At 44.0% G+C, this 23,815-nt stretch carries 24 protein-coding genes, 12 tRNA genes and 1 pseudogene; 32 read left to right on the top strand and 5 right to left on the bottom strand.

Annotated features, from left to right (window positions below):
- Positions 1 to 583: pseudogene (locus WR49_RS20155) on the bottom strand (transketolase); the annotation flags it as partial.
- Here WR49_RS20155 and WR49_RS20150 point away from each other — a divergent pair.
- From WR49_RS20150 to ruvX, 9 genes are all read left to right on the top strand, one after another.
- Positions 582 to 839 carry a hypothetical protein gene (locus WR49_RS20150; protein WP_046225194.1) on the top strand — a complete coding sequence of 86 codons (258 nt, stop codon included), beginning with the start codon at positions 582 to 584 and terminating at the stop codon, positions 837 to 839. The pseudogene WR49_RS20155 and the gene WR49_RS20150 sit on opposite strands and share 2 nt — an antisense overlap.
- A gap of 133 nt (positions 840 to 972) precedes the next feature.
- Complete coding sequence (metK, locus tag WR49_RS20145) at positions 973 to 2,127, top strand: methionine adenosyltransferase (RefSeq protein ID WP_017056531.1); 1,155 nt, start codon at positions 973 to 975, stop codon at positions 2,125 to 2,127.
- A 368-nt stretch (positions 2,128 to 2,495) separates the two neighbouring features.
- On the top strand, positions 2,496 to 3,293 hold the full coding sequence (locus WR49_RS20140; RefSeq protein ID WP_046225193.1) for a DUF2189 domain-containing protein: 798 nt from the start codon (positions 2,496 to 2,498) through the stop codon (positions 3,291 to 3,293).
- A 79-nt stretch (positions 3,294 to 3,372) separates the two neighbouring features.
- Positions 3,373 to 3,873 (top strand): SprT family zinc-dependent metalloprotease, encoded by a 501-nt coding sequence (locus WR49_RS20135; RefSeq protein ID WP_046225192.1) that lies wholly within the window; start codon positions 3,373 to 3,375, stop codon positions 3,871 to 3,873.
- Between the two features lie 96 nt (positions 3,874 to 3,969).
- Positions 3,970 to 4,701, top strand: coding sequence for an endonuclease (locus WR49_RS20130; RefSeq protein ID WP_046225191.1), 732 nt, complete (start codon positions 3,970 to 3,972; stop codon positions 4,699 to 4,701).
- 145 nt (positions 4,702 to 4,846) lie between these two features.
- A complete protein-coding gene (gene rsmE, locus WR49_RS20125; RefSeq protein WP_046225190.1) occupies positions 4,847 to 5,578 on the top strand; it encodes a 16S rRNA (uracil(1498)-N(3))-methyltransferase in 732 nt (243 codons plus the stop codon).
- A 9-nt stretch (positions 5,579 to 5,587) separates the two neighbouring features.
- Positions 5,588 to 6,538, top strand: coding sequence for a glutathione synthase (gene gshB / locus WR49_RS20120; protein ID WP_046225189.1), 951 nt, complete (start codon positions 5,588 to 5,590; stop codon positions 6,536 to 6,538).
- Between the two features lie 106 nt (positions 6,539 to 6,644).
- Positions 6,645 to 7,208: a YqgE/AlgH family protein gene (locus tag WR49_RS20115; RefSeq protein WP_017056525.1), complete on the top strand. Its 564-nt coding sequence runs from the start codon at positions 6,645 to 6,647 to the stop codon at positions 7,206 to 7,208.
- A 52-nt stretch (positions 7,209 to 7,260) separates the two neighbouring features.
- Positions 7,261 to 7,683 carry a Holliday junction resolvase RuvX gene (gene ruvX, locus WR49_RS20110; RefSeq protein ID WP_029626997.1) on the top strand — a complete coding sequence of 141 codons (423 nt, stop codon included), beginning with the start codon at positions 7,261 to 7,263 and terminating at the stop codon, positions 7,681 to 7,683.
- A gap of 319 nt (positions 7,684 to 8,002) precedes the next feature.
- On the opposite strand, the gene WR49_RS20105 is transcribed toward ruvX, so the two are convergent.
- A complete protein-coding gene (locus WR49_RS20105; RefSeq protein ID WP_046225188.1) occupies positions 8,003 to 9,112 on the bottom strand; it encodes a PilT/PilU family type 4a pilus ATPase in 1,110 nt (369 codons plus the stop codon).
- A 15-nt stretch (positions 9,113 to 9,127) separates the two neighbouring features.
- Positions 9,128 to 10,165, bottom strand: coding sequence for a type IV pilus twitching motility protein PilT (locus WR49_RS20100; RefSeq protein ID WP_017056522.1), 1,038 nt, complete (start codon positions 10,163 to 10,165; stop codon positions 9,128 to 9,130).
- Positions 10,166 to 10,191: 26 nt separating this feature from the next.
- Here WR49_RS20100 and WR49_RS20095 point away from each other — a divergent pair, with 26 nt between their 5' ends.
- From WR49_RS20095 to hemW, 7 genes are all read left to right on the top strand, one after another.
- Positions 10,192 to 10,896 carry a YggS family pyridoxal phosphate-dependent enzyme gene (locus WR49_RS20095; RefSeq protein WP_017056521.1) on the top strand — a complete coding sequence of 235 codons (705 nt, stop codon included), beginning with the start codon at positions 10,192 to 10,194 and terminating at the stop codon, positions 10,894 to 10,896.
- A gap of 82 nt (positions 10,897 to 10,978) precedes the next feature.
- The gene (gene proC, locus WR49_RS20090; RefSeq protein WP_046225187.1) at positions 10,979 to 11,797 is read left to right on the top strand and encodes a pyrroline-5-carboxylate reductase; all 819 of its coding nucleotides are present in this window, start codon (positions 10,979 to 10,981) and stop codon (positions 11,795 to 11,797) included.
- A 77-nt stretch (positions 11,798 to 11,874) separates the two neighbouring features.
- The gene (locus tag WR49_RS20085; protein ID WP_017067798.1) at positions 11,875 to 12,432 is read left to right on the top strand and encodes a YggT family protein; all 558 of its coding nucleotides are present in this window, start codon (positions 11,875 to 11,877) and stop codon (positions 12,430 to 12,432) included.
- A gap of 29 nt (positions 12,433 to 12,461) precedes the next feature.
- Positions 12,462 to 12,752, top strand: a complete 291-nt coding sequence (gene yggU / locus WR49_RS20080; RefSeq protein WP_017056518.1) for a DUF167 family protein YggU — start codon at positions 12,462 to 12,464, stop codon at positions 12,750 to 12,752.
- Between the two features lie 28 nt (positions 12,753 to 12,780).
- On the top strand, positions 12,781 to 13,212 hold the full coding sequence (locus WR49_RS20075) for a DUF4426 domain-containing protein (protein WP_046225186.1): 432 nt from the start codon (positions 12,781 to 12,783) through the stop codon (positions 13,210 to 13,212).
- A 47-nt stretch (positions 13,213 to 13,259) separates the two neighbouring features.
- A complete protein-coding gene (locus WR49_RS20070; protein ID WP_017056516.1) occupies positions 13,260 to 13,859 on the top strand; it encodes an XTP/dITP diphosphatase in 600 nt (199 codons plus the stop codon).
- A complete protein-coding gene (gene hemW, locus WR49_RS20065; protein ID WP_046225185.1) occupies positions 13,859 to 15,046 on the top strand; it encodes a radical SAM family heme chaperone HemW in 1,188 nt (395 codons plus the stop codon). The genes WR49_RS20070 and hemW overlap by 1 nt, the downstream gene beginning before the upstream one ends.
- A 69-nt stretch (positions 15,047 to 15,115) precedes the next feature.
- On the opposite strand, the gene glsB is transcribed toward hemW, so the two are convergent.
- Positions 15,116 to 16,036: a glutaminase B gene (gene glsB / locus WR49_RS20060; RefSeq protein WP_017056514.1), complete on the bottom strand. Its 921-nt coding sequence runs from the start codon at positions 16,034 to 16,036 to the stop codon at positions 15,116 to 15,118.
- A 349-nt stretch (positions 16,037 to 16,385) separates the two neighbouring features.
- A complete protein-coding gene (trmB, locus tag WR49_RS20055) occupies positions 16,386 to 17,105 on the bottom strand; it encodes a tRNA (guanosine(46)-N7)-methyltransferase TrmB (protein ID WP_004735468.1) in 720 nt (239 codons plus the stop codon).
- Positions 17,106 to 17,270: 165 nt separating this feature from the next.
- Between trmB and mutY the strand changes: the two genes are divergently transcribed.
- The 16 genes from mutY to WR49_RS19975 all read left to right on the top strand — a co-directional run bounded on the left by mutY (position 17,271) and on the right by WR49_RS19975 (position 23,506).
- The gene (gene mutY / locus WR49_RS20050) at positions 17,271 to 18,332 is read left to right on the top strand and encodes an A/G-specific adenine glycosylase (protein WP_046225184.1); all 1,062 of its coding nucleotides are present in this window, start codon (positions 17,271 to 17,273) and stop codon (positions 18,330 to 18,332) included.
- A 28-nt stretch (positions 18,333 to 18,360) separates the two neighbouring features.
- Entirely contained in the window at positions 18,361 to 18,633 is a 273-nt protein-coding gene (locus tag WR49_RS20045) for an oxidative damage protection protein (RefSeq protein ID WP_004735465.1), read from the top strand.
- Between the two features lie 69 nt (positions 18,634 to 18,702).
- A complete protein-coding gene (gene mltC / locus WR49_RS20040; RefSeq protein ID WP_046225183.1) occupies positions 18,703 to 19,836 on the top strand; it encodes a membrane-bound lytic murein transglycosylase MltC in 1,134 nt (377 codons plus the stop codon).
- 103 nt (positions 19,837 to 19,939) lie between these two features.
- A tRNA-Phe gene (locus WR49_RS20035) sits at positions 19,940 to 20,015 on the top strand.
- 74 nt (positions 20,016 to 20,089) lie between these two features.
- Positions 20,090 to 20,165 (top strand) — tRNA-Thr (locus WR49_RS20030).
- A gap of 7 nt (positions 20,166 to 20,172) precedes the next feature.
- Positions 20,173 to 20,248, top strand: a tRNA-Phe gene (locus WR49_RS20025).
- Between the two features lie 56 nt (positions 20,249 to 20,304).
- Positions 20,305 to 20,380: transfer RNA gene (locus WR49_RS20020), tRNA-Asn, on the top strand.
- 71 nt (positions 20,381 to 20,451) lie between these two features.
- Positions 20,452 to 20,527, top strand: a tRNA-Thr gene (locus WR49_RS20015).
- Between the two features lie 7 nt (positions 20,528 to 20,534).
- A tRNA-Phe gene (locus WR49_RS20010) sits at positions 20,535 to 20,610 on the top strand.
- 56 nt (positions 20,611 to 20,666) lie between these two features.
- Positions 20,667 to 20,742 (top strand) — tRNA-Asn (locus WR49_RS20005).
- Between the two features lie 378 nt (positions 20,743 to 21,120).
- Complete coding sequence (locus WR49_RS20000) at positions 21,121 to 22,746, top strand: methyl-accepting chemotaxis protein (RefSeq protein WP_046225182.1); 1,626 nt, start codon at positions 21,121 to 21,123, stop codon at positions 22,744 to 22,746.
- Between the two features lie 235 nt (positions 22,747 to 22,981).
- Positions 22,982 to 23,057: transfer RNA gene (locus WR49_RS19995), tRNA-Phe, on the top strand.
- A gap of 56 nt (positions 23,058 to 23,113) precedes the next feature.
- A tRNA-Thr gene (locus WR49_RS19990) sits at positions 23,114 to 23,189 on the top strand.
- Positions 23,190 to 23,213: 24 nt separating this feature from the next.
- Positions 23,214 to 23,289: transfer RNA gene (locus WR49_RS19985), tRNA-Asn, on the top strand.
- A 36-nt stretch (positions 23,290 to 23,325) separates the two neighbouring features.
- A tRNA-Thr gene (locus WR49_RS19980) sits at positions 23,326 to 23,401 on the top strand.
- Positions 23,402 to 23,430: 29 nt separating this feature from the next.
- Positions 23,431 to 23,506: transfer RNA gene (locus tag WR49_RS19975), tRNA-Asn, on the top strand.
- Positions 23,507 to 23,815 lie beyond the last annotated feature (309 nt).

Below are 23,815 nucleotides of genomic sequence, written 5' to 3'. Positions count from 1 at the left end.
CCTCAACTTCACCATCGATAGAGATGCCGTTGTCATCCCAGAAAGCAACTAGCTTACCAAGACCAAGCGTACCTGCTAGAGAACAGGCTTCGTGAGAGATACCTTCCATCAGGCAACCATCACCCATGAATGCATAAGTGTAGTGGTCTACGATATCGTGGCCTTCTTTGTTGAATTGTGCCGCAAGCGCTTTCTCAGCCATTGCCATACCAACAGCGTTAGTGATGCCTTGACCTAAAGGACCAGTAGTCGTCTCGATACCAGGAGCGTAACCGTACTCTGGGTGACCTGGAGTCTTAGAGTGCAGTTGACGGAAGTTTTTCAGGTCTTCAATTGAAAGCTCGTAACCTGCAAGGTGAAGCAGAGAATAAATCAACATTGAACCATGGCCGTTAGACAAGATAAAACGGTCGCGGTCAGCCCACTCTGGGTTTGCTGGGTTGTGGTTCAAGTGGCCACGCCAAAGAACTTCAGCGATGTCAGCCATACCCATAGGTGCGCCTGGGTGACCAGAGTTTGCTTGTTGAACACCGTCCATGCTAAGCGCACGGATTGCATTGGCTAGAACTTTACGAGAAGGCATGTCTGCTCCTGAGTACATAAGCGATTTAAAAAAAGTTAATGCTAAAAATTTCATTTTTATTAGCGCGGGTATTCTCTCAAACGACTATAGCGACTGCAAACGATTTACTGTCCTTTTAACCATCATTTTTCGCAATTTTTACCCATTTATATCACTTGGTAATGGCTTATATCACCCGGCACGCAAACGTTTAGTTATGTCATATCATAAAAAAGAGCTTGTAATTCGACCATTGGAATTTAGAATGGCCGTCTAGAAGTAGAAACACCTACAAAATATACTGTATTTAATGGCGGCGCTTCCTTAACTTGCGACGCCTAAAATTATTTGCATTTAATCTATTTGCAACTAAAACACTATTTGCAACTAAAACTAAAAGTGGAGCTCTCATGGCTAAGCACCTATTCACTTCTGAATCTGTTTCAGAAGGCCATCCAGATAAAATTGCAGACCAAATCTCTGATGCTGTTCTTGATGCCATCTTGGAACAAGATCCAAAAGCACGTGTTGCTTGTGAGACTTACGTAAAAACCGGCATGGTGATGGTTGGCGGTGAAGTAACAACGTCTGCATGGGTTGATATTGAAGAAATCACTCGTGAAACAGTACGTGAAATTGGTTACGTTCATTCTGATATGGGCTTTGACGCTGACTCTTGTGCCGTTCTAAACACAATTGGTAAGCAGTCTCCAGACATCAACCAAGGTGTTGATAAAACAGACCCGAAAGAGCAAGGCGCAGGCGACCAAGGTATCATGTTTGGTTACGCGACTAACGAAACACCAATCCTAATGCCAGCTCCAATTACTTACTCTCACCTTCTTGTTAAAAAGCAAGCTGAAGTACGTAAGAGTGGCAAGCTTAACTTCCTTCGCCCAGATGCGAAGTCTCAAGTAACATTCCAGTACGACCAAGGTAAGATCGTGGGTATCGATGCAGTTGTTCTTTCAACTCAGCACTGTGATTCAGTCACAACACCTGACCTACGTGAAGCGGTAATGGAAGAGATCATCAAGCCAGTATTGCCTTCAGAGTGGATTAATAAAGACACTAACTTCTTCATTAATCCAACAGGCCGTTTCGTAATCGGTGGGCCAATGGGTGACTGTGGTCTAACTGGTCGTAAGATCATTGTTGATACCTACGGCGGCGCAGCGCGTCACGGTGGCGGTGCATTCTCTGGTAAAGATCCATCAAAAGTTGACCGTTCTGCAGCTTACGCAGCGCGTTACGTTGCGAAAAACATCGTTGCTGCAGGTATGGCTGACCGTTGTGAGATTCAACTGTCTTACGCTATCGGTGTTGCTGATCCTACATCTATCATGGTTGAAACGTTCGGTACTGAAAAAGTAGCGCACGAGATCATCATTGAAGCCGTTCGTCAAAACTTCGATCTACGCCCATACGGTCTTCAAGAAATGCTGAACCTTCTTCAACCTATCTACAAGCAGACTGCTGCATACGGCCACTTCGGTCGTGAAGAATTCCCTTGGGAAGCGACAGACAAAGCAGCAATCCTTGCGGACTTCGCTGGCCTAAAATAATTTGGCCGCTGCGATTTGTTTCTTTAAGGCCCTTACTTCTTAGTAAGGGCTTTATTTTTATGTACTTACCGAACTTTCACTCGCCATTCCCTTCTCTAACGCCCTTCTTTACCGTTAACCACTTAGTATAAAAAGCCGCTGATAATTTGTATTTTCTAGCACTACTGACAATAGTTAAGGTAACTCCTAGACGATCAAGCTCACGTTTAACCCTAATGTATTTAGTCTAATATCATTAGTTAAATGAATGTGAGAGCAAAAACTAGGACGATAACGAGCGATTGAGCTCGACACCATAACGCTAATGTAAACCACACCACTGAGCCTTATGGAATTATAACTAGGACGTTATTTAACTAGGGGGAATTATGCCTCGTACCGTGCACCCATCGGAACTGAACAATAAAAAAGATAAGGTCAGCGATCAGGATTACGCTCGAACCATTCCTTGTAACCAAGTTAGCATTTCAGCACCCTTTCATTGGTTGTCACTAGCTCTACACGACTTCGTGAAAATGCCATTAATAAGCGCATTTTACGGCTTGTGTTTTATGGCAGCAGCCATCGCCATAGTCCAACTTGTCCAATGGCAAGGAACACACCTAGTCGTTATGCCGAGCTTAATAGTCTATATGTTAATAGGGCCTTTTCTTGCTCTAGGCCTGTATGACGCCAGCTGGGAAAGAGAAAAAGGACACAACGCTAGCCTACTGCACTCAATGAAAGCCATCACACGAAACTCAACCCATCAATGGGCCTTTGCGATTGTATTGATGGTAGCGATGATTTTCTGGATGCGAATCGCGGCGTTATTGCACACGTTATATCCTTCTGTTCAAGGGGCTCCACTAACTGAATTCGCTCCATTCTTGATTACAGGCTCTTTAATTGGGCTAATCATCGCTAGCCTAATATTCAGTATTTCAGCGTTTTCAATTCCATTAATGATGGAGCGACGCGTTGATGTAATGAGCGCCATTTTCACTAGCTTCAACGCAGTGAAAGCAAACATCCCAGCAATGGTTGTGTGGGCGAGTATTATTTGTTCCGGTATTCTGGTGGGCTTTGCAACCTACGGCATCGGTATGATCGTCACCATGCCGCTACTTGGTTATGGTACATGGCATGCTTATCACGAGATCATCAAGAAAAAACATCACGTGTAAAGCATCGCTAGATTAACAAGCAATGTTATTATGAGGCCTTAGCTTAACGCTGAGGTCTTTTATTTGGAGTTAACAACGTTTGTCTTACACCCCACAACAACATCGCGCAAATAAGAAACTGGCGGAGTGTCTCGCTATTGCTAATCAACATTTCTCTCGTGAGTTTCCATACCCAACTATCACTTATAAATTAAGAGGTAAATCGGCAGGAAAGGCCTACCTTCAGTTAAATGAAATTAAGCTCAACCACGTGCTATTTAGCGAAAACGAAGACGCCTTTATCAACGAGGTTGTTCCTCATGAACTAGCACACTTGATCACGCATCAGGTCTTCGGACGCGTTAGGCCTCATGGAAACGAGTGGAAATACGTTATGGAAAAGGTATTCAACGTGCCAGCCAGAACGACTCATAGCTTTGAAATCTCTTCAGTTCAAGGAAAAACCTTTGAATACCGCTGCGACTGCACCGTTTACCCACTATCAATTAGACGACATAACAAAGTCCTTCGAAATCAATCGACCTACCGATGCCAACTATGCCAACAAACCTTAGTTTTTACAGGCACTCAACTAAGCTAATAACCGATTGATTCACTCGTTCGGATAAATCTAATAGAGAGATCTAATATTTGAGTGATAGACTGATATTTATCATACTTTTATCAGTCTTTCTCTATGCAAAAAATCATCTTAAAAGCATTTGGCCTACCTGTATCTTTTTACTTATCGATAGTATTTGGCCTACTGGTAACCCAAAGCGTTTTCGCTGCCCCACCAAGCTCATTCTACAAAGCCAAAAAAGAAGCGGTGAAGATTTATCTCGATCATCCGACTTCGTTTTATTGTGGTTGTGATATTACTTGGAAAGACAAGAAGAAAGGTATTCCAGACCTTAATGGTTGTGGCTACCAAGTCCGAAAACAGCAAAAGCGAGCAAGTCGAATTGAGTGGGAACACGTGGTTCCAGCTTGGCAATTTGGCCACCAGCGTCAGTGCTGGCAAGATGGCGGACGCAAAAACTGTACGCGAAATGATAAAATATTTAAATCCATGGAAGCTGATCTTCATAACCTAACGCCCACGATTGGCGAGGTTAATGGTGATCGATCCAATTACAATTTCAGTCAGTGGAATGGAATGGATGGCGTGAGCTATGGCCAGTGCGAAATGCAGGTCAACTTTAAACAGCGTAAAGTTATGCCGCCGGACAGAGCAAAAGGCTCTATCGCACGTACTTACCTTTACATGAGTCAAGAGTATGGTTTCAAGCTATCTAAACAGCAAACCAACCTGATGATGGCGTGGAATAAACAATTTCCTGTCGATCAGTGGGAATGTACTCGTGATGAACGAATCTACGCCGTCCAAGGTAATCACAACCCATTTGTTTACCCAGCTTGCAAATAACACCACTCGCATAGCTATCTCTACCAAGCAAGAGTTTCAGCATTGCCCTTGAAACTCTTGTTCTACCCTTGTTTTTTCGATTAAAAGCATCCATGTTAGGCATAGATAAAAATACCCAAATAATCATATTTATAGGTTTACCAGCATGAGAGTCCCTCGTATCCATCACCCAGAACGCATTCATCAGTTAGGCTCGCTCGCTTTAGGCGAAGATGCCGCGGGTCATGTTGGTCGTGTCCTTCGCATGAAAGAAGGCCAAGAAGTCCTTCTATTTGACGGCAGTGGCGCTGAGTTCCCTGCAACAATTATTGAAGTATCCAAGAAGAATGTCACGGTTCATGTTACTGAACGAATCGAGCGTAGCAGTGAATCTCCGTTAGACTTACATTTAGGCCAAGTGATTTCACGCGGTGATAAAATGGAGTTCACTATTCAGAAATCGGTTGAGCTTGGTGTGAACACCATTACCCCTCTAATTTCAGAACGCTGTGGCGTTAAGCTTGATACCAAACGCTTCGAGAAAAAACTCGCACAGTGGCAAAAAATTGCTATCGCGGCGTGTGAACAATGTGGCCGCAATACGGTTCCTGTCATTCGTCCAATTATGCAGCTTGAAAAGTGGTGCAGCGAACCAAGCGAAGCACTAAAGCTAAACCTGCACCCTCGTGCAAAGTACTCAATTAACACCCTTCCAGAACCTATCAGCAAGGTACGCCTATTGATTGGTCCTGAAGGTGGCTTGTCGACTGAAGAAATCGGCATGACAGAACAATACAAATTTGAAGAGACGCTACTCGGCCCACGTGTACTTCGTACCGAGACAGCAGCTCTAACCGCAATTACTGCCTTACAAGTCCGTTTTGGCGATCTAGGCTAGGAGAAAAAAATGATCAAACTTGGCATCGTAATGGATCCAATTTCATCCATTAACATCAAAAAAGACTCTAGCTTTGCCATGATGCTTGAAGCTCAGCGTCGTGGTTACGAAATCCATTACATGGAAATGGATGATCTACACTTAGATCAGGGCGTAGCCATTGCTGACACAAAGGTTGTAGAACTAAAAGAAGATCCAAACGGTTGGTATGAGTTCAAGTCAGAGCAGACTATCGCGCTATCTGAATTAGATGCCGTACTGATGCGTAAAGATCCTCCGTTTGATACTGAGTACATCTACGCGACTTACATTCTTGAACGTGCTGAAGAGAACGGCGTACTGATCGTAAACAAACCGCAAAGCCTTCGTGACTGTAACGAGAAATTGTTCACAGCTTGGTTCCCTGAACTAACACCGACCACCATCGTGACTCGTAAAGCTGAAAAGATTAAAGAATTCCGCGAGAAGCACGGTGATGTGATCCTTAAACCACTGGATGGTATGGGTGGCGCATCTATCTTCCGAGTGAAGAAAGGCGATCCAAATGTATCGGTAATCATTGAAACATTGACCAACCACGGTCAAAATTACGCAATGGCACAAACTTTTGTTCCAGACATCAGTAATGGTGATAAGCGTATTCTTGTGGTTGATGGTGAGCCTATGCCTTACTGCTTAGCTCGTATTCCAGCGGAAGGGGAAACACGAGGTAACCTAGCGGCCGGTGGTACTGGTGTGGCTAGACCACTGAGTGATACTGACTGGGAAATAGCAAAAACAGTGGCTCCAACACTGAAAGAAAAAGGCTTAATCTTTGTTGGCCTTGATGTGATCGGTGACAAACTGACTGAAATTAACGTAACCAGCCCGACTTGTATTCGTGAAATCGAAGCCGCTTTTGATATTTCAGTAACAGGTAAACTGATGGACGCGATCGAACGTCGCGTTAAAGCAGAATAGCTTCCAGTCGATTGGCTTAGTTTAAATGATCTAAGCTGAATCGTTCTTAGCTAAACCAATGTAATGAGCGGCATAAGCCGCTCTTTTCTCAAGGGCAGGAGGCTTTATGAATTTAACCAATCACTTTCTGGTTGCTATGCCAGGAATGAAAGACCCTTACTTTCAAAACTCTGTAATTTACCTTTGTGAACACAACGATGAAGGTGCAATGGGGTTAATGATCAATGCCCCTATTGATATCACGGTTGGAAAAATGCTGGATCAAGTCGAGATCGACTCCATAAACCCAAAATCCAATCAAGCTAGCTTAGATAAGCCAGTGTTAAACGGAGGACCGGTAGCTGAAGATAGAGGTTTCATTTTACATAGGCCAAAAGGCAACTATCAATCTAGCATCAACATGACTGATCAAATCTCTGTCACGACCTCTAAAGATATCCTTACCGTGCTCGGAACTGGAGACGAGCCAGTGCATTACTTGGTCGCATTAGGCTATGCAGGTTGGGAACCAGGGCAGCTAGAAATAGAACTAACCGAAAACTCTTGGTTAACCGTTGAAGCCGACCCGAAAGTTATCTTCGATACCCCCATTGCAGATCGTTGGAAAGTTGCAGTGCAGATGTTAGGCATTAATGTTGCGCAATTATCGGCTGATTCAGGACACGCCTAAAACCAACTCATAACAATCAATACAAACCCAACTATTTAATTCTGGAACTTTTATGTCACGGACAATTATGGCATTTGATTACGGTACAAAAAGTATCGGTAGTGCAATCGGCCAAGAGATTACTGGTACCGCAAGTCCCTTAACAGCCTTCAAGGCTAAAGATGGTATTCCGAATTGGGATGATATCGAGAAGCAAATCAAAGAATGGCAACCTAATCTGATTATCGTCGGTTTGCCAACGGATTTACACGGCAAAGATCTAGCAACCATTACTCCAAGAGCAAAGAAGTTTGCTAATCGCCTCAAAGGGCGCTTTGGTATTGATGTCGAACTTCATGATGAAAGACTGTCTACAGCTGAAGCCAGATCCGAGCTTTTTGATATGGGCGGTTATAAAGCATTAAGCAAAGGAAATGTGGATAACCAATCTGCTGTTGTCATTCTAGAGAGCTGGTTTGAAGCACAATATTTTTAACTCAGCATTAAGCGAGCAATGATTACACTCTATTCTAACCTTGTAATCATATAGCGACGTAATGTTGATGCGATTCATTATTAGGTTAGTGATAGATCATATAAAACTTATCTAACACCCTGCGCAGTTCTAACGATAATAGTATGTAACTCAATGGACGCTGGCGAAACTGGCGACGGTTATCCAACTAAAAATTAAATAAGAAAAGAGCGTGATGACGCGAATGATAATTTCAGCTTCTCATAAAGGTTAAACCTTCCCCCCACAGCTTGTTGTGGGGGAGCTATTTATCCTCTCTTATAAAAATCAGCGGCACCAATTAACCCATATCGATTTTCACACTGCTGAGGGCTCCTATGCCATTGTCATTATCACCTCGCTTGGTTTTCAACATTAAGCGCAGATCATTAGCAGAGTCGGCACTATGAAACGCATCTTCTTCGCTGATTTTGCCCGCAACGACTAAATCATACAAAGCTTGGTCAAAGGTCTGCATCCCAATCTCCTTCGATTTAGCCATTGTCGATTTGAGTTCATGCAACTCACCACGACGAATCAGGTCCGACACTCGCGGGCTGTTCAAAAGAACCTCGAACACCCCATGACGACCATTGGCATTCTTGTCTCGAATTAATTGCTGTGCCACCACACCACGTAAGTTCATCGACAGATCAAACAAGAATTGCTCTTTTTGCTCTTTGGGAACCAAATGCAGAATACGTTCTAGTGCTTGATTAGCATTATTTGCATGCAGAGTTGCCATACACAGGTGACCAGTCTCAGCAAAAGTCATCGCGTACTCCATGGTTTCACGGCTACGGATCTCACCAATCAAGATCATGTCGGGAGCTTGGCGCAGGGAGTTCTTAAGCGCGACTTCATAACTCTCAGTGTCGAGTCCGACCTCACGCTGAGTAACAATGCACTTTCTATGTTCATGCACGAATTCAATCGGATCTTCAATCGTCAAAATATGACCAGAACGGTTAGCATTCCGGTACCCTGTCATCGCAGCCATTGAAGTTGATTTACCAGACCCCGTCGCTCCAACCACTAGCACAAGTCCGCGTTTCGCTATTGAAAGGTCTTGTAGCACATCAGGAAGCTTTAATTGTTCAAAGGTTGGAATGTTAGTCTCGATGCGTCTAATTACCGCACCAGGAAGCTCTCGTTGGAAGAAAGCACTCACACGAAAACGGCCAATATCACGCACAATCGCAAAATTAGCCTCGCGTGTTTGTTGGTATTCATCGCGTCGATCTTGCTCCATCATCGCATCAAGCAATTGAGAGACCTGAGCCGTATTCAGCTTTTCTCCCTGAGGCCGCAGTTCACCATCAACACGAAACAAAACTGGTGCGTCCACGGTGATGTAAAGATCCGACGCTTTCTGTGAAAGCATGCCTTCAAGAATTTGATTCAACTCCATATGATTCATCCTGACTTAAAACCGCGAGGTTTCGATTTCAATCTTCTTCTCGACTTCTTCTGAATCAACTAAACCTTGGGCCATAAGCTGCTTCGCATTCTGCTCCATGGTTTGCATACCATGTGCTGCGCCAGTTTGAATAATCGAGTACATCTGTGCAACTTTGTCTTCACGAATCAAGTTTCTAATTGCAGGTGTCGCCATCATAATTTCATGACAAGCCACACGACCACCGCCTACACGCTTTAACAATTTTTGAGCAATCACCGAGCGTAGTGATTCGGAGAGCATTGAACGAACCATAGATTTGTCGCTGCCGGGGAACACATCAATAATACGATCTATGGTTTTAGCAGCAGAGCTTGTGTGCAGCGTACCAAAAACTAGATGGCCTGTTTCTGCGGCCGTTAGCGCTAAACTGATCGTCTCTTGGTCACGAAGTTCACCCACAAGGATAACGTCAGGGTCTTCGCGCAATGCACTGCGTAGCGCCGCTTTAAAGCTGTGGGTATCACGATGAACTTCTCGCTGGTTAACGAGGCATTTATTGTTGGTATGAACGAATTCAATCGGGTCTTCGATCGTCAGGATGTGCTTGTTATGGTTACGGTTAACATAATCAACCATCGCCGCAAGCGTCGTCGATTTACCAGAACCAGTTGGGCCAGTGACCAGCACTAAACCTTTTTCGTAGTTAGCAATCTTTTCAAAGATTTCAGGCGCGCCTAACTGCTCTAAAGTTGGGATCTCTACAGGGATAGATCGAAACACAGCTGAGCAACCACGAGCTTGATTAAAAGCATTCACACGGAAACGACCAACATTGGGTAATTCAAAAGAGAAGTCGACTTCGAGTTTCTCTTCAAACTCACCGCGCTGTGAATCGTTCATGATCTCAAAAACTAAACGATGCACATCTGCATGACTCAAAGCGGGCACTCCAAGCTTTCTTACTTCACCATCTATACGTACCATTGGAGATACACCCGCAGAAAGATGTAGATCTGATGCGTTATGCTTTACACTAAAATCTAGTAACTCGGTGATATCCATTTATTTTCCCTTAAGTAAAGTCAGCTATGAGTAGTATTCAACAAAATATCAAACAAATCACCTCACAGATTCGTAGTGCTGAACAAAAGTGCGGACGAGATCCAGAGTCCGTGCAACTTTTAGCCGTCAGCAAAACTAAACCTATTGATGCGGTTCTAGAAGCCGCACTTGGAGGCCAAATTGCCTTTGGTGAAAACTATGTCCAAGAAGGTGTTGATAAAGTAAAACACTTTTCAGAACATCATTCTAACTTAAATTTGGAGTGGCATTTTATTGGCCCAATTCAGTCCAATAAAACCCGCCCAATCGCGGAAAGCTTCCAGTGGGTGCATTCCGTAGATCGCGATAAGATCGCACAAAGGCTTAATGACCAACGACCAAGCGAACTTCCACCCTTGCAAGTTTTGATTCAAGTAAATACCAGTGGTGAAGAGTCCAAGTCTGGAACGTCAGAACAGACAGTTTTTTCACTCGCAGAGTTGATTTCATCGCTACCCAACCTCACTTTAAGAGGATTGATGTCGATTCCTGCAAACGTATCTGACTATCAATCTCAGCTTAATGCATTTTCTCAACTGGCAGAGCTTAAAGGCAAGCTAGCCGCGAAGTATTCAGGCATTGATACCCTTTCGATGGGGATGAGTGGTGATATGGACGCAGCAGTTGAGGCTGGTAGCACCATGGTTCGTATTGGAACGGCTATTTTCGGCGCTCGTGATTACACGAAATAACCGTAGTAAGTAACCAACGACAAGTACAAGTATTGATACCGCTTCGCCTTATCCGCGCAGCGACAAGCTCAGGATTTTATATATGGAACATAAGAACATTGCCTTTATTGGGGCAGGAAACATGGTTCGCTCAATTGTAGCGGGCTTAGTGGCGAGTGGTTACCCAGCGCAAAAGATTACTGCGACAGCGCCTTCAGACACCAGAAGATTACCGTTAGAGCAAAAATACGGAATCAATACCACCAGCGACAACATTGCCGCAGCAGAGCAAGCAGATGTTGTGGTGTTATCAGTGAAGCCACAAATGATGGCTGATGTATGTAAACCCTTACAAGATATCGATTTTAGCAACAAACTGGTTGTCTCAATTGCCGCCGGTATTAATGCGAATCGGCTCAATGAGATGTTAAACTGCAAACTGAACCTTGTGCGTGTGATGCCAAACACGCCATCACTACTTGGTAAGGGGATGAGCGGCCTTTATGCTGATTCAACGGTCAGCCAAGGCGATAAAGACTTCGCTTCTCAGCTAATGCAAGCCGTAGGTGAAGTGAGTTGGGTTGAGCAAGAGTCTGGCATCAACAACATCATTGCGGCGGCGGGTAGTGCTCCTGCTTACTTCTTTTTGTTTATGGAAGCAATGCAAGCAGAGGCAATCAACCAAGGTTTCGACCGAGAAACCGCTCGAAAGCTAGTGCAGCAGTCAGCATTAGGCGCGGCAGAGATGGTGGTCATGAATCCAGATATTGAGTTATCAACATTGCGCGAACAGGTTACTTCAAAAGGCGGGACCACCGCAGAAGCACTACGCACATTTAACGAACACCAACTATCAGATATCGTAGCCAAAGCGATGCAAGCGGCGGTAGCTAGAGCTGAAGAGATGGAAAAACTGTTTTAATACTCATTACTGTAAAAAAAGCATTGTGTCGCTCAGGCTATACCTAAGCGGCAAGTAAATCCGAAAAAGGAAACAATATGAACTCGATGAGCTTTCTGATCTCGACCGTTTTTGATCTTTACATCATGGTTGTGATCTTGCGTATCTGGCTACAAGCATCACGTGCAGATTTCTACAATCCATTCTCACAATTCATCGTAAAAGCGACACAACCGGTTGTTGCTCCACTGCGCCGAGTTATTCCATCAATCGGCAGCCTTGATCTGGCGACGGTTGTTTTCGCTTATGTGCTGTGTGTACTTAAGTTCGTTGCTCTAAACCTGATTATCTCTGGCGGCGCGGCTGTATTTGATATTAGCTTCCTTATCTTTGGCGCTCTATCTCTGCTCAAAGCGGCTGGTGGCTTGATCTTCTGGGTTCTACTTATCCGTGCAATCCTAAGCTGGGTTAGCCAAGGTCGTAGCCCAATCGAGTACGTGTTCCATCAACTGACTGAACCAATGCTAGTGCCTATCCGCCGTATCCTTCCGGACATGGGTGGTTTCGACCTAAGCGTACTGGTTCTGTTCATTGTTCTGCAATTTGCGAACTTCCTAATGGGCGACATGATTGGTCCTATTTGGTATCAGCTATAATTCAAGTACGAACATCAGGTACTTTGACGATGCCAAAAGCGGTTTGGGCCGAGGAAGACGATATTCTTCTTAGGCTCTATATCCAACCCAAAGCAAGCCGAGACAAAATTGTCGGCTTGCACGGTGAGGAACTGAAAATTGCCATTACTGCACCACCGGTTGATGGCAAAGCCAATGCCCATTTAGCGAAATACCTTGCGAAACAGTTTAAGGTCGCAAAAGGGCAAGTTAAGATAGAAAAGGGAGAGCTCGGTAGGCACAAGCAAGTTCGAATATGCTCGCCAAGCCAAATCCCAACTGAAGTCAAAGCCATCCTATGATGGCTTTTTGCTATTTATTGGAGTCATTATGCGTCTATGGATAACAGCACTACTCACCGCTCTGATTGCCCTACCAAGCTCGGCAGGACAGTTTAAGAATATTAAGGATGTCGAGGTTCACTACTCGGCTTTTAACTCGACATTTATAACGGCGAAGCTCGCTAAGCAATATAAGCTTAAGCGAACTGGCTACTCAGCAATTCTGAACATCAGCGTGTTAGATAAGGCTTCCCTAGGCAAGCCTGCGACAACGGCTAAAATTACCGGAACAGCGAAGAACCTCGTTGGAAACACCCGTACTTTGAAGTTTCGCGAAATCAAAGAAGGCGATGCGATTTATTACCTTGCTGAGTTCCCCGTAACTCACGAAGAAAACATCACCTTCGACATCGATGTTAACGCAGGCCTAAAAGGCACTGGTCCACTGCGTTTCACACAGAAATTCTATATAGAAGAGTAAGCTCAAACCTTACTTTTCATTTATTAACTTATTAGAGCTACATTCCCATGAGTAAGATTGTTTTAGCAACAGGCAACCAAGGTAAAGTTCGCGAGATGGCAGATATTCTGTCTGAGTTTGGTTTTGACGTTGTCGCGCAAAGTGAATTTAACGTTTCAGAAGTCGCTGAAACAGGAACGACTTTCATTGAAAATGCCATCATCAAAGCTCGCCATGCAGCGAAAGAAACGGGGCTGCCAGCCATTGCTGACGACTCAGGTTTAGAGGTTGATTACTTAAATGGTGCGCCAGGTATCTACTCAGCGCGTTACTCAGGTGAAGGGGCAACCGATAAGCAGAACATCAAAAAATTGCTAAACGCGATGCAAGGTGTCGAAACTGAAAAGCGTACTGCGCGTTTCCACTGTGTGTTGGTACTAATGCGTCACGAAAACGATCCGACACCACTGGTATGCCACGGAAAATGGGAAGGTCGTATTCTGACTGAAGAACACGGTGAGAATGGCTTTGGCTACGATCCGGTATTCTTTGTACCTGAAGATAACTGCGCATCAGCTGAACTTGAATCAACACGTAAAAAGCAACTATCACACCGTGGTAAAGCCCTGACGTCACTATTCAAAGCACTCAAGGAGCAAGCTCTGTAATGCATAATACAGCGCTAATACCACCAGCACTTAGCCTCTATGTCCACATCCCATGGTGTGTACAAAAGTGTCCGTATTGTGATTTCAACTCACACGCTCTGAAAACCGAGATTCCTGAAAAAGAGTACATCGATGCGCTACTTGAGGATCTCGATACTGATATCGAAAAATACCGACTCAATGGCGCACCTCGCCCATTGCATTCGATCTTTATTGGTGGTGGTACGCCGAGCCTATTCTCTCCAGAGGGAATCGGTCGATTACTGCAAGGTATTGAACAACGTATCCCGTTCAAACCTGAAATAGAAATCACCATGGAAGCCAACCCGGGAACCATTGAAGCTGAGCGGTTCGCTGGTTACCAAAAGGCTGGGGTGAGTCGAATCTCGGTGGGTGTGCAAAGCTTTGAGCAAGAGAAGCTCGAAAGGCTTGGCCGTATTCATGGTCAAGATGAAGCGGTAAATGCCGCTCATTTAGCGCATAAAATCGGATTAAATAGTTTCAACTTAGATCTCATGCACGGCTTACCCGATCAAAGCATTGATCAGGCCTTGGCGGATCTAGACAAAGCGATCGAACTCGATCCACCACACTTATCTTGGTATCAACTCACAATAGAACCTAACACCATGTTCTATTATAAAACGCCAAAGCTGCCTGACGACGATGACCTTTGGGATATCTTCGACTTAGGCCATAAAAAGCTCTCAGATGCAGGTTATGTACAGTATGAAATTTCAGGCTACAGCAAGCCAGGATACCAATGTCAGCACAACCTCAACTATTGGCGCTTTGGTGACTACTTAGGTATTGGCTGTGGCTCTCATGGCAAGCTAAGTTTTTCTGATGGACGCATTGTTCGCACCACAAAGGTTAAGCACCCTAGAGGCTATTTAGCGGCTTACCAGAATATGGTGAAGCCTTACCTATCCAATGAATTTGAAGTGCCAAATGAAGACCGCCCTTTTGAATTCTTTATGAACCGCTTCAGGCTAATAGAAGCGTGTCCAAAACAAGATTTCATTGATACGACTGGGCTTGATTTTGACGCTGTTCATTCAACGATTGAGTGGGCAAAAGAGCTAGGTTACTTGAACGAAACCGACACTCACTGGCAGATCACTGAAAAAGGAAAGCTATTCCTCAACGACTTGCTAGAAGCCTTTATGGCAGAAGAAGACGAATAGTCGAACACTAAAATGCAAAAAGCCTTTCATCACGAGAGGCTTTTTTATTGAAACCGGAAACACTTATCGTTAGAAAATAGAACGACCAATACGCTCCGACAGCAGCTCTAGCGCCTTAGTGCCAGCAAGAGAGTTACCAGACGGATCCAGCTCAGGAGACCAAACAGCAATTGTCATCTCACCCGGAACGATGGCAATAATGCCGCCACCCACACCCGATTTTCCTGGCATACCAACACGATACGCAAACTCCCCCGCCCCATCGTATAAACCACATGTCGCAAGCAAAGCATTCAACTGCTTAGTTTGAACCGGCGTGATGATCTTTTTCTTAGTTTGAACCGACACCCCTTTATTGGCTAAATAGCTAAAGGTTTTCGCCAAATCAACACAGGTCATTTTAAGCGCACAGGCATGAAAGTAATTATTAAGCACAGGAATAACATCGTTCTCAAAGTTACCAAATGAACGCATCAAGTAAGCGATAGCCGCATTACGATCGCTGTGCATCATTTCTGAAGCCGCTACTATCTTGTCATACACAATATGAGTATCACCCGATAGCTGACGCACAAATTCTAATAAACGGTGTCTTGGTGCGGATAGACGACTGTGTAATAAGTCTGCCACTACAATAGCACCCGCATTGATAAACGGGTTACGGGGAATGCCTTGCTCCATCTCAAGTTGAATCATCGAGTTAAACGCTTGTCCAGAAGGCTCCTTGCCCACTCGCTGCCAAATTTCTTCGGGCTTATAAAGCACCATCGCTAACGTCAAGCTCAACGCTTTAGAGATAGATTGCACAGAAAAAGCTTCTTCTGCATCACCAGCTTGAATCACCTCCCCTTCATTGGTGTATACCGCGATCGCCAACTTCTGGTTCGATACGCGAGCCAGTGCGGGGATGTAATCAGCGACCTTTCCCTGCCCAATTAAAGGACGAACCTCGTCTAAAATCTCGGCCAAAATAGCTTGAGTTGGTTTCATGTGTGCTTACTTCTATATTGTTATTTTTGTAGGGGTGTAACATATACCAATCGTAGTAAATAACTGCTCACTCTAGCTTGTTAAAATGCTCGATAACTGCGTTAGAATTTTTGATTGTAGAGTAACTACTTATCGAAAAATGCTGCCTTGTTCTCAAGCTTTTTTCCTACGCTATTTCTGATCACTTACTTACTGTGATTGGTATTACTTTCTGTCCTTAAGCCTTTACTGAAATAAAAGCCTAAGGACAAAAAAGCCAACATTACAATAATGTTGGCTTTAATCAATCCCATAAAGTGTAGGGGTTAAATCCTAAGTCGGATTACCCTTCACTTAATTTGATTCGAAGTTACTTAGTACGCTTGAACTTAATGTCCCAAACACCATGACCTAAACGATGGCCACGAGCTTCAAACTTAGTTAGCGGGCGCTCATCAGGACGAGGGATGTAATCACCATCTTCAGCGATGTTTTCGAAGCCTGGAGCTACGTTCATCACTTCAATCATATGTTCTGCGTAGTTTTCCCAGTCTGTTGCCATGTGGAAAATACCAGTATCAAGTTGAAGCTTGCCGCGAACCATCTCTGCAAACTCAGCCTTAACGATACGACGTTTATGGTGGCGAGCTTTGTGCCATGGGTCAGGGAAAAACAGTTGCAGTGTATGCAGGCTGCTATCTGGAATCATGTGTTCAAATACTTCTACCGCATCGTGACACATTACACGCAGGTTAGTTACGCCAGCATCGCGAGCTGTACCTAAACACGCACCAACACCCGGGCTATGAACTTCAATACCTAAGAAGTTTTTCTCAGGTGCGTTCTTTGCCATTTCAACCAGTGATGCACCCATACCGAAGCCAATCTCTAGTACAACCGGGTTATCGTTGCCAAATACTTCTTTCCAGTTAAGAAGCTCTGGGTTGTAGTCGATACCCATTGTTGGCCAACATTCATTCATCGCGTTCTCTTGGCCTTTTGTTAAGCGGCCTTCGCGGCGAACAAAACTACGGATCTTACGAACCAGTTTGCCGTCTTCAGTATATTCGTTAGTGGTCACTTCACTCATTGATTTTTGCCTGCACATTGATTAATCAAAGCGGGGATTATCCAAAGAATTGCCTCCGGTGCAAGTCTTTCCGTGGATAAATTCCCACACAATTTGTCTGTTTTACATCCAACGTTAAGTGTGGTGCAATTTCGCTTCTAATAATAGCAAAGCATAGAGCATGTCGTGACTCCTTTCGCAACCGCCATATTAAAGTGGTATGACGCCTACGGGCGTAAAGAACTGCCTTGGCAACAGAATAAAACCGCCTACACAGTTTGGTTATCTGAAATCATGCTTCAGCAAACTCAGGTAACAACAGTGATTCCATACTACCAACGCTTTTTGGAACGCTTTCCAACGGTTATTGACCTAGCGAACGCCGAACAAGATGAGGTGCTCCACTTATGGACGGGGCTTGGTTACTACGCAAGAGCTCGTAATTTGCACAAGGCTGCCAAGATTGTTACCGAGCAATATAGTGGTGAGTTTCCGCTTTCTATTGAAGAAATGAACGCACTACCGGGTATTGGACGATCTACTGCCGCTGCAGTGCTGTCTTCGGTTCATAAACTCCCTCATGCTATCCTTGATGGTAACGTCAAGCGCACCTTAGCTAGAAGTTTTGCAGTAGAAGGTTGGCCAGGGCAAAAGAAGGTTGAAAACCAACTTTGGGAACATGCAGAAGCTCATACTCCGAAAAAAGATGTCGATAAGTACAATCAGGCGATGATGGACATGGGGGCGATGGTTTGTACCCGTAGCAAGCCTAAATGTACCCTTTGCCCAATTGAAAGCATGTGTGAAGCCAAGAAGCTTGATAGACAGCTCGACTTCCCAGGTAAAAAACCTAAGAAAGAAAAGCCTGTAAAAGAAACATGGTTTGTGATTCTGTATCACGACAACCAAGTGTGGCTCGAACAGCGCCCTCAGTCAGGTATCTGGGGCGGATTGTTTTGTTTCCCTCAAAATGAAAACGCAGAGATCGAACATCAACTAGATCTTCGCTCGATCAAAGACACTCAAACCGATTCGATCAAGACCATGATTGCGTTTAGGCACACTTTCAGCCACTACCACTTAGATATCACGCCAGTATTAGTGAAATTAGATAAACAACCAGATTTGATAATGGAAGGGACTAAAGGTCTCTGGTATAACTTATCAAAACCGGAAGAAATTGGCCTAGCCGCTCCTGTAAAGCAGCTTATTGAGAGCCTACCCTTTGAACTGAACGACGACGTTTGAATCAACGAACGCGATAAGAGGAACCACTATGAGCCGCACTGTATTTTGTGCTCGCCTTCAAAAAGATGCTGAAGGCCTAGATTTTCAACTTTACCCAGGTGACTTAGGTAAGCGTATCTTTGACAACATTTCTAAAGAAGCTTGGGGACAATGGCAAAGCAAGCAAACCATGCTTATCAATGAGAAGAAGCTAAACATGATGGACCCTGAGCATCGTAAACTTCTTGAAACTGAGATGGTTAACTTCCTTTTCGAAGGTAAAGATGTCGTTATTGATGGCTACACTCCACCAAGCGAATAAGACATTTATTTAAGCAAATTTTAATGACATCATGGTTAACGCTGCGATGTCATTTTTGTATGAGGAACTATGAAAAAGCTAAGTTACTTCTTAACAGCCATGTTATTAACTGGGTGCAGTCGTGAATTTGTCGAAAGCATTTATGATGTTAACTACGAACCAACCAACCGATTTGTAAGTAATTTAGCGGAGCTACCCGGCCAATTTGAAAAAGACACTGATGCACTGGATGCTTTGATTCATAGTTTTTCAGGCAACATCCAAAAACGTTGGGGCAACAGTGAAATAAAGATGGCAGGTAAGAGTAACTATGTGAAATACATTGATAATTACTTAAGCCGTTCAGAAGTAAACTTTAGCCAAGGCCTAATCACAGTAGAAACAGTCTCCTCTACCGAGCCTAAGAAACACCTCAAAAACGCGATAATCACGACACTTCTGACGCCGGACGACCCAGTCAATGTCGACCTATTTTCTTCCAAAAGCATCAAGTTAGAAGGGAAACCTTTCCTCTACAATCAGGTCGTAGATCAAGAGAAAAAGCCTATTCAATGGACATGGCGCGCTAACCAATTTGCTGACTACCTGATCGCCAATAACCTAAAAACCAAGGAAGTCGATTTTAAAAAAGCTTACTACGTTGAAATCCCAATGGTGGCCGATCACGCTAGTAAACGTCGCTATCAGTACGCCGATATAGTTAGACGAGCGTCTCAACGTTATGACATTCCTGAAGACTTGATTTACGCGATCATCAAAACAGAAAGTAGTTTTAACCCATATGCTGTGAGCTGGGCGAATGCTTATGGTCTTATGCAGGTAGTACCAAAAACTGCAGGTCGAGACGTGTTTAAACTAGTAAAGAACAAACCTGGAGAGCCCACTCCTGAGTATTTATTCAATCCAGAAAACAATATTGATGCTGGCACCGCGTACTTTTATATCCTTAAAAATCGTTATTTAAAAGACGTGCAGCACCCAACAACGCTTGAGTACAGTATGATTTCTGCATACAACGGCGGTACTGGTGGTGTACTCAACACCTTTAGTAAGGACAGAAAGCGAGCAATGCGAGACTTAAACTCGCTACAACCTAGCCAAGCGTACTGGGCACTCACTAAGAAACATCCAAACAAAGAGTCGCGCCGATATTTAGAAAAAGTAACAAAATTCAAGATAGATTTTAATCAAGGTAAAACGTAAGCCTCACTTTTGAATAAAAAAACAACTAACGAACGTTTTTTTTAATTATTTTCAAAAAAGGTGTTGACGGTTATGCAGAAAATCCGTTTAATAGCGCTCCGTTGCCCGGATAGCTCAGTCGGTAGAGCAGAGGATTGAAAATCCTCGTGTCGGTGGTTCGATTCCGCCTCCGGGCACCACAATTTGATTTGTTGGTGCCAACACTCTTTAACAGGGAGTAACAGCACGGACAAAAGCATAAAGAATTTAGTGTGCCGACTTAGCTCAGTAGGTAGAGCAACTGACTTGTAATCAGTAGGTCACCAGTTCGACTCCGGTAGTCGGCACCATTCTTTTGCCTCGATAGCTCAGTCGGTAGAGCAGCGGATTGAAAATCCGCGTGTCGGTGGTTCGATTCCGCCTCGAGGCACCATTATTTGGTACTTAACAAATAATGGTCTTTATAGACCTGATGTTGAGACAAGTAATTCCCCTTTAGTTCAGTTGGTAGAACGGCGGACTGTTAATCCGTATGTCGCAAGTTCAAGTCTTGCAAGGGGAGCCATTTTTAAAGGACTTCATTTTATATGAGGTTTTAATTGAAGAGTTTGACTCTTTAAGCAAAGAATTTAGTGTGCCGACTTAGCTCAGTAGGTAGAGCAACTGACTTGTAATCAGTAGGTCACCAGTTCGACTCCGGTAGTCGGCACCATTCTTTTGCCTCGATAGCTCAGTCGGTAGAGCAGCGGATTGAAAATCCGCGTGTCGGTGGTTCGATTCCGCCTCGAGGCACCATTATTTGGTGCTTAACAAATAATGGTCTTTATAGACCTGATGTTGACACAAATAATTCCCCTTTAGTTCAGTTGGTAGAACGGCGGACTGTTAATCCGTATGTCGCAAGTTCAAGTCTTGCAAGGGGAGCCACATTCAAAAAAGCCAAGTCGAAAGACTTGGCTTTTTTTCGTTTGAACAAAAGCAAACTCTATTCAATATACTCATCAGCTCTACCCTTAATCAGTCTCGATAAATTGAGTTATCTCCTTCTAGTACTCTTACTACAGCAGCAGATTCTAAGTTCTATAAAGAGTCCCCCACTCCAACAGAACCACTCATCCCAAAGTTCATAACACGCTAATCTTCATATCAAAAAAAAAACAGAACCGAGTTCTGTTACTTTTTTTTCTTCGAAAATTTAATCGCTATCATGTTTTGATGTCTTTCTAATATCTGCCTTACACCACTTAGATTAAGATTCGATGAATTATACCTAATACTAATTATTGAATCGCTACGCGGGGAAATATGAAACTAAAAACGCAAGCTTACTTATTATCGGGCATCATATTGATCGCCCTGCTAGCACTGACGGCTACTGGTTTATGGACATTGAGAGTCGCTAGCAACATGGACAACAAGGCTCGTGTGACAGAGCTATTTAAGAGTGCATACAGCATCCTTACTGAAGTCGAGAAGATGGCGATTGATGGTACTCTAGAAGAAGAGCAAGCTAAGAAACTGGCTACTCGCCTTCTTCGCAACAACATCTATAAAGATAATGAATATGTTTACGTAGCCGATGAGAACATGACGTTTGTCGCGACACCATTAGATCCTCAACTACACGGAACCAGCTTTAACGACTTTAAAGATGGCGACGGCAATAGTGTTGGTCAGCTAATCCAAAGAGTACTTGGTAACCGTACCGGCCAGATCATTGAGTACACCTGGACACAAAAACTGCCAGATGGAACGATTGAAGAAAAACTGTCTATTGCAGAGAAAACGCCACATTGGGGCTGGGTTGTCGGCACCGGTATCGGATTCAATGAAGTTAACGCTCGTTTTTGGTCTACTGCTCAATGGCAGCTATTCCTTTGTGTGGTGATTGCTGGTCTTATTCTATCGAGCCTAATTGTATCTATTAAACACATGCTAGCGCTTCTTGGCGGCGAACCTAAAGATGTACGAGAAGCAGTACAAGCCGTAGCTCAGGGGCGAATTCAAACCTCTTTCGAAACTCAGGCAGCTGACGGCAGTATTTACCAGGCCGTACAACAAATGAGTAAGTCACTGGCAGAGCTAGTATCAAACCTTAACGCTTCAATGCTGGCCTTAAGGGGCGAACTGCAGCGCGTCGAAGATCGCGCTGGGTCAATTGCTCAACTGACAGAGACCCAACAGCAATCAACAGAGATGATCGCGACAGCAATGACCGAGATGGCCTCTTCAGCCAATAACGTTGCTGATTCAGCTAGCGATACCGCGCGTAACACAGATGAGGCCGACAAACAGAGTCAGCATACCCAACAACTCATTCACAACACAGTAGATAACATTCAAGGCCTAGCGGGCCAACTAGGCACAGCCAGCGAAGCTGTCGCTAACCTAGATAACGATGTAAACAACATTGCAAAAGTATTGGATGTTATTGGTGATATAGCGGAGCAAACTAACCTATTGGCACTCAATGCAGCCATTGAAGCAGCTCGAGCTGGCGAACAAGGTCGTGGATTTGCGGTTGTAGCAGATGAGGTTCGTAACCTTGCAGGCCGAACACAATCGAGCACCAAAGAAATCCAATTAATGATTAATAACCTTCAAGAAGGATCTCGCAACGCAATTCAAACCATGGAAGTTTGTGCCGTGACTAGTGAAAGCACCGTAACTGAGTCTCAAAACGCCTCTGAAGCACTACAACAGATTGTTGTCGCACTAGAGTCTATTTCATCAATGAGTCATCAAATCGCAACAGCGGCCGCTGAGCAGACTCAGGTGAGCGATGATATATCGAAGCGTATCAATATGATCGAAGAGAGCGGTAACCAACTGAGTAATGTCGTGACAGAAAGTCATAACAGCACCCAAACTCTCGCCTCTCTTTCCAACGAATTAGAAGCTTGGGTTAATAGATTTGAAGTAAGGTACTAAACTCTCGGAAAAGCTCTTAAATAAAAACGCACGTTTCCATACGTGCTTTTTTTATTTAGGCATCCATTCAGTGTAGTTAACCGTAGTTTCATGATCTTTTAGGGCATGCTAGATCTAGGTTTTTCTTCCTAAATGGACAAAAACAACCCACTAAGTATAGAAAAACATCAAACAATACTTTTTTTGCAATTTAGTGTTGACCCAGAACGCGAAAACACGTTTAATACACCTCGTTGCCCGGATAGCTCAGTCGGTAGAGCAGCGGATTGAAAATCCGCGTGTCGGTGGTTCGATTCCGCCTCCGGGCACCATAATTTATTTGTTGGTGTCTTAGACAACAACAGCAAAGCACAAAGAAATATTATGTGCCGACTTAGCTCAGTAGGTAGAGCAACTGACTTGTAATCAGTAGGTCACCAGTTCGACTCCGGTAGTCGGCACCATTTCTTTAAAGCTTTAAGAATAATTCCCCTTTAGTTCAGTTGGTAGAACGGCGGACTGTTAATCCGTATGTCGCAAGTTCAAGTCTTGCAAGGGGAGCCAAGTTAATCATTAAGCATAAGCTTTTTGATTCATGATGCCGACTTAGCTCAGTAGGTAGAGCAACTGACTTGTAATCAGTAGGTCACCAGTTCGATTCCGGTAGTCGGCACCATTCTCTTGATTAGAGACTAAACAATCAATTCCCCTTTAGTTCAGTTGGTAGAACGGCGGACTGTTAATCCGTATGTCGCAAGTTCAAGTCTTGCAAGGGGAGCCAATTAAAAAAAGCCGCATCACTGATGCGGCTTTTTTGCATCTGAAAATCCTAACTTTCTCTACAGACACACCTTACCTTTCTTATACCTAATTCAGTTCATAGTTCAGCAGTTCCAATGCTCTTCTCAAACAACCAAGTTTCGCTCTTTAACTTCCTTTAAGATCATGTAACGACACATGCACACAAAAGGCCAACCATAACGGACTTTCAGCCTGTGTTATCTATAAATGTCTCTATTAAACAGATCTAATGATAAATATTGTAGTGGTCAACTAAAATTGGCCACGGTTTTAGAGTTTTCCCAATATA

Source organism: Vibrio sp. ECSMB14106 (assembly GCF_000972265.1).
Taxonomy (GTDB): Bacteria; Pseudomonadota; Gammaproteobacteria; order Enterobacterales; family Vibrionaceae; genus Vibrio; species Vibrio kanaloae.
This window is presented reverse-complemented; position numbering and strand designations above follow the sequence as displayed.